The following is a 4,611-nucleotide window of genomic DNA, read 5'->3' as shown; positions in this document are numbered from 1 at the left end:
AGCATTAATAATTATTGTCGAATTAATTATTCGTGCTACAGATTTAACCGCTCATTATAGTGATGCAGGAGTAATGCCTCGGACATTACTTAAGGAAATTTCAGATCCTTTTCATTGGTCAATTAATTCAATTAGTGGTGAACCTTTTGTACAGGGTTTAATTTTCTTATTTGCAGGATTAATAGCTATAGCTTTGCTAGTAGGATATCGAACGAGATTAGCAACTATTGCTATGTGGGCTTTTATTATTTCTATTCATAATAGAAACCCAGTCCTAATTTTTGCTGCTGACCATGTACTACGCGCTCTACTTTTCTGGGCAATGTTTTTACCTTTAGGAGCAAATTATTCAATAGATAGCGCTCTTAATTCTTCAACAGAAAAGTTACCTAAGCGTATTGCTTCTGCTGCTACTGTGGCATTTATGATCCAAATGGTTCTGATTTATGCAGGTTCAGCAGCTTATAAGACAAAAAGTGAGATTTGGTGGCCTGATGGAGATGCGGTTTATTATGCTCTGAGTTTTGATGGCTATGCTACGGCATTTGGGCAATTTTTACTAAGTTTTCCTCAGCCTATATTAAAGTTACTAACCTGGGCAGCTCTTTGGTTTGAATGGTTAGGACCTTTTATGATTTTTATTCCTTTTGCAATTACGTTTTTCCGTTCCGTTTCTGTTGTTTCTTTTATTCTTTTACATATTAGTTTTGGTTTGTGTTTTACTCTGGGAATATTTCCCTTTTTAAGTATTGTTAGTTGGTTTGCTTTGATTCCTACAGCAGTATGGGATAATTGGCAGGAAAAAATTAAGACAAATGAACGGCAAGGATTAAAGATTTATTATGATAAAGACTGTGGATTTTGTAAGAAGGTTGTTTATCTCCTACGCACTTTTTTGATTTTGCCAGGAACACCGATAACTACTTGTCAAACTGATGAGTCTATCTATGCTGATATGCAGGAGAAAAATTCTTGGGTGGTGGTAGACTGGCAAGAAAATCGACGTTTTAAATGGGAGGCTTTGGTTTATGTATTTAGTTTGTCTCCTATATTTAAACCTTTGGCTTTTGTGATGGGTTTGCCACCAATAATACCTCTAGGAACGAAATTTTATGAAACTATTGCCAATAATAGAAAATTAGCGGGAAATTTTACTAAACCTTTTAAATTTCGTCCTTTAGATATACGTCCTTATCGAGGTTTAAATATTGTTGTATTTTTACTGCTTATATACACTTTGACTTGGAATGTCAAAGGTTTTGTGACGCAAACTTATCAAAGAAGAAAAGTACAAAAGCAGGATTCTATAGCTACACTCCACAAGTTATTTCGACGTAAGACTTTTCAAAAGTTAGATGTTTTTGGTAAGCTCACAAAGTTAGACCAATCTTGGAGTATTTTTGCACCCGCTCCACCAAGAGATGATGGTTGGCACGTTATTCCTGGTAAGTTGACAAATGGGAAAGAGGTTGATGTTTTATATGAGAAAGGAGAGTCTGTAAGTTGGGATAAGCCTACAATGAAACAATTTAATAGGCTTTATAAAAATATGCAGTGGCGGAGTTATTTTCTAACTTTAAATCGAGCGATTGGAAAAAAACTTTATCCTTATTATGCAGATTATGTTTGTCGTGAATGGAATAAAAAGAATGAAGGTTCGGAAAAATTAGAAAGTTTGGATATTTTCTTTATGGAGGAGAGAACTGTACCACCTGGTGAAACACAAACGGTGGAAAAGAAAAGTGTGATGCAAAAATCTTGTTCAGATGAGCAAAAAGATATTTAGGGAGAAGGTGATTAGGTATGTTATTTAACTCTTATGTTTTTATATTTGGTTTTTTACCTTTAACTGTGATTATATTCTTTGTTTTAACCAAGTTTGGTTTAATTAAGGCTGCTAAGGTTTGGCGGAGTTCTAGTTATGGGTATAAGAAAAGTGTGAGGAAAAATCTGGTTGAGATGAGGCAAAAAATATTGATGGAGGAATTGATTAGGTATGTTATTTAACTCTTATGTTTTTATATTTGGTTTTTTACCTTTAACTCTGATTATATTCTTTGTTTTAACCAAGTTTGGTTTAATTAAGGCTGCTAAGGTTTGGCGGAGTTCTAGTTATGGGTACAAGAAAAGTGTGAGAAAAAATCTGGTTGAGATGAGGCAAAAAATATTGATGGAGGAATTGATTAGGTATGTTATTTAACTCTTATGTTTTTATNCTTTAACTCTGATTATATTCTTTGTTTTAACCAAGTTTGGTTTAATTAAGGCTGCTAAGGTTTGGTTGACGGCTAGTTCTTTTGCTTTTTATGGTTATTGGAATGTTGCTTATCTACCTCTGTTGATAATTTCAATTTTGTGGAATTTTCAAATGGGGAAATTTATTGCTGAGGCTAAACCGGAAAGTAAGCGAGCAAATGTTTTACTTTGGGTAGGTATAGCTGTTAATTTAGCAATAATTTCCTATTATAAATATGCGAACTTTTTCCTAGATACTGTTAATTCGGTAGTTTCTACAAATTTGAATGCTGGGCAAATTATTTTACCTTTGGCAATTTCTTTTTATACTTTTACTCAGATAGCTTATTTAGTAGATGCTTATCGTGGGGAAACAAGAGAGACGAATTACGATTTACTCACTTATAGTTTCTTTGTGGTTTTCTTTCCCCAATTAATTGCCGGACCTATTTTACGCCATGATGAACTTATTCCTCAATTTCGTCAATTGCGTAATTTTATTTTTTCCCAGAAAAATATGGCTTTGGGTTTAAGTCTTTTTAGTTTGGGGTTGTGTAAAAAAGTCTTGATAGCTGACACTATATCGCCCTGGGTGGCACTAGCTTTTAATAATGCTTCTGAGTTGAGTTTTATTGAAGCTTGGGTGGGAGCTTTAAGTTACACTTTTCAACTATATTTTGATTTTTCTGGTTATTCTGATATGGCGATAGGTTTGGGGTTGATGTTTAATATTAGATTACCGATTAATTTTAACTCTCCCTACAAGGCTACTTCTATTAGTGATTTTTGGCGACGCTGGCATATTACTTTATCTAATTTTCTGAGAGATTATTTATATATTCCCCTAGGTGGAAGTCGTCGTGGAGAAGTGCGTCGTTATAGTAATCTTTTGACAACAATGCTGTTAGGTGGATTATGGCATGGTGCAGGTTGGACTTATGTAATTTGGGGAGGTTTACACGGTACATATTTATGTATAAATCATGGTTGGCGAAAGTTAAATATTCCCATGCCGAAAGTATTGGCATGGGTAATTACTTTTGTTGCTGTTATTGTTAGTTGGGTTTTATTTAGAGCGCAAAATATTCAGGATGGTTTAGAAATTTTACAGACAATGGCAGGTCTGAAGGGAGTATTTATACCAGGGGAAGCTCAAGGAAAATTATCTGTGTTAACTACTTTTGGTTTTCAGCTTAAATCTTGGTCAGAGATGACTTATTGGCCAAAACTTTGGGGGAGTAAAATTTTCTCAATTTTGGGTTTAATAGGTTTAACTTTTTCTGTAAGTTTCCTACCTAATACTCAGGAAATTTTGGCAAAATTAAAACCTACTTGGTGGTGGGCAGTTTGGATTGGTGTTTTGACAAGTTTAGCTTTATTATCGCTGAATCGTGTTTCTGAGTTTCTCTACTTCCAATTTTAGTTTTTTTAGAAAAAAGTATGAGTACCAATAATCAACTTAGTTCTACTTCCTCTCAACCTTTATATCCCAAAAAATCAGAAAAAATTGTGGGAAATAAAAGAAAATATCGCCGATATAATTGGATATTTTTACTGTCAGTATTTTTCCCTGTAGTTACAGTAGGAGTATTCAATATTTTTGTCGATCCTTATGATGTGTTTAATACTCCGAATTTCTTAGGAATAAATCATTTAAAACCTCGGAAAGATAATACCGATCGCCTCAACAAAGCAATTGATATTATTCGAATAAAACCTGTAACAGTTTTGATCGGTTCATCTATAACCAAACAAGGTTTAGATCCTAATCATCCAGCATTTAACAACGAGCAACCTGTTTATAATTTAGGACTTAATAGTGCTAATATTTATGAGTTACGACCTTATATAGAACATGTGTTCGCTAACCAGAAAGAGTTAGATTTAATTATTCTTGGGTTAGATTTTTTCATGTTTGATACATTATTAAAAAATAGAGCGAACTTTTCCGAAAATAGATTAGAAAAACGTCATATTTCCTCAACAGATTTACTGAATATTAGCTTGTCTTTAAATGCGTTTTTACCAAGTACAGAAACTGTAGCTTATAGTAAAAAAATTCCACCAGATAGTATTGGTTACGGAGAAAATGGATTTACGCCATATCGAAATCCTGACCCAGAAAAAACATGGGAATTATTTAGGCGTAATCTAGGCGCTTATTATAAAATGTATACTAAATACAAATTTTCGGATAACTTTTGCTTTGCCATTTACAACTAAAAAATTTGAAAAAAAGTAGGTTTGAGGATATTTAGGTAAGATTTCAACTTCTGTTTTTACCCCTTACTCCACAAGATTGTTAACTTTGACAGTAAATGCCTTCTGGAAAGTTCCTCCAACAGAGTCAGTAGTTTCCACTCGAATACTATAGGT

Annotated in this window: 4 protein-coding genes; all 4 read left to right on the top strand. The window is 33.6% G+C overall.

Annotation, left to right across the window (positions count from 1 at the left end; translation table 11 throughout):
• A partial coding sequence (locus AFK68_RS09640; RefSeq protein WP_094672523.1) for a DCC1-like thiol-disulfide oxidoreductase family protein occupies positions 1 to 1,786 on the top strand: 1,786 nt, incomplete at its 5' end.
• Between the two features lie 17 nt (positions 1,787 to 1,803).
• Positions 1,804 to 2,007 (top strand): hypothetical protein, encoded by a 204-nt coding sequence (locus AFK68_RS09635; protein WP_094672522.1) that lies wholly within the window; start codon positions 1,804 to 1,806, stop codon positions 2,005 to 2,007.
• Positions 2,008 to 2,368: 361 nt separating this feature from the next.
• Positions 2,369 to 3,658, top strand: coding sequence for an MBOAT family protein (locus AFK68_RS09630; RefSeq protein WP_246844088.1), 1,290 nt, complete (start codon positions 2,369 to 2,371; stop codon positions 3,656 to 3,658).
• Positions 3,659 to 3,675: 17 nt separating this feature from the next.
• A complete protein-coding gene (locus tag AFK68_RS09625) occupies positions 3,676 to 4,458 on the top strand; it encodes a hypothetical protein (protein ID WP_094672521.1) in 783 nt (260 codons plus the stop codon).
• Positions 4,459 to 4,611: the final 153 nt, after the last annotated feature.

It is taken from the genome of Hydrocoleum sp. CS-953 (assembly GCF_002260545.1).
Lineage (GTDB): Bacteria > Cyanobacteriota > Cyanobacteriia > Cyanobacteriales > Microcoleaceae > Trichodesmium.
This window is presented reverse-complemented; position numbering and strand designations above follow the sequence as displayed.